The organism is Endozoicomonas sp. SESOKO3, assembly GCF_024606255.1.
The window spans coordinates 1-1,280 of sequence record NZ_JAHHPR010000803.1 but is presented as its reverse complement, the minus strand read 5'-3'; the positions used below and the strand labels follow the sequence as shown (position 1 = coordinate 1,280).

Below are 1,280 nucleotides of genomic sequence, written 5' to 3'. Positions count from 1 at the left end.
CCATTATAAACGTTCTAATGGCTTCCAGGGACTCTTCGACCTTATGGCCCAGTTCCGCCATTTCATCCAGAGTGTATTTCCTCCTGCTGACGCTACGGTTGCGTAATTGCTCGTCTTTGCCAGCTACGGCAGTCGCTCTCGCTACCAGATTTTCACCGTTGGTAGGAGTAATATCACGGTGATCCTGCTGACGTGTGACTTTGCTTTCTTGCTCTGAGCTCGTTGAAGGATCAGAAGTTGAACTATTTCCTGATTGAGGAGAGGGTAGACCCTGGCTAGCTCCGTCCATTTTAACCTGCCATTTTGTTGATTCGTTTTCTTCAGTCTAGAAAGTCTGACAGATTTGTCAGAAGAGCTCGGATGGCAGGAAGCTGGCTCATCAGAGCCAGCTTTAAGGCGAGGGAGTCAGATGTCCCAGTGCAGGCCCAGATTAAAGCCCTTGATACGCTCATCGTCATAGATGCCCTTGGTGCCATCCATATCAATGTCGTAGGTGCGGTAGCCACCTTGCAGTTTCAGGCCGGCAAACAGGTAAAAACGGACACCCACTTCCAGATCATTAAAGTCAGTATCGCCTGAGCGACCTGCGTAAAGCTTGCTGTAAAAGCTAATGATGCTGTCCTGAAACAATTCCACATCGGCGGTTAGCATGGGGACTGTATCGCTGAAAGAGGCATTCCGATATTCACCGCTGTCAAAGCGACGAACCCCCAGTCCCAGATCCAGAGCAATATTGCCATTATCCAGAATTTCGTAGTAGCCGGAAGCATCGTAACTGTCGAACTTCAGCTTGTCATGGTTAAGCCTGCTATAGCCTACCGCCAGATTGGGAAGCAGGGGGATCGGGTGTTCTATCTGTCCGTAAACGGTCTGAAAGTCACCGTGGTTGGTAGTATTCCAATAGTTGTAACCCAGTTTCGCGCCAATAATATCTGCCTTGGCAATGGTAACGCTTGCCGTCAGGATGGCAGCCGTCAGAATCGATTTTTTCATTTGTCGTTATTGCGTAGGTAAAAGTAACAACTTACCGCTTGTTAGCCATGGCTCCCATTCTGACTTTTACTTATAGCCATTACCCAGGGTTACTTCTTGCGTCATATTGCAAAGGGAATTGGCGGTAAGTCGTATCTTCGTCTATATAGATCCTTCAGGCATAGATAACTCAGAAATCAACAGTCTTCATTGGGGTAGTGGGGCCATCTCAACAGCCTCTGTGCAGCTGGGTCTGAGTTGTCAATTTAAATCTACGCAATAACGACAAATGAAAAAATCGATTCTGA

The 1,280-nt window shown here is 47.6% G+C and carries 2 protein-coding genes; both read right to left on the bottom strand.

The window, feature by feature from the left end:
- A partial coding sequence (locus KDK18_RS14430) for a hypothetical protein (RefSeq protein ID WP_257255633.1) occupies positions 1-289 on the bottom strand: 289 nt, incomplete at its 3' end.
- A gap of 116 nt (positions 290-405) precedes the next feature.
- Positions 406-993, bottom strand: a complete 588-nt coding sequence (locus KDK18_RS14425; RefSeq protein ID WP_257255632.1) for a hypothetical protein — start codon at positions 991-993, stop codon at positions 406-408.
- Positions 994-1,280: the final 287 nt, after the last annotated feature.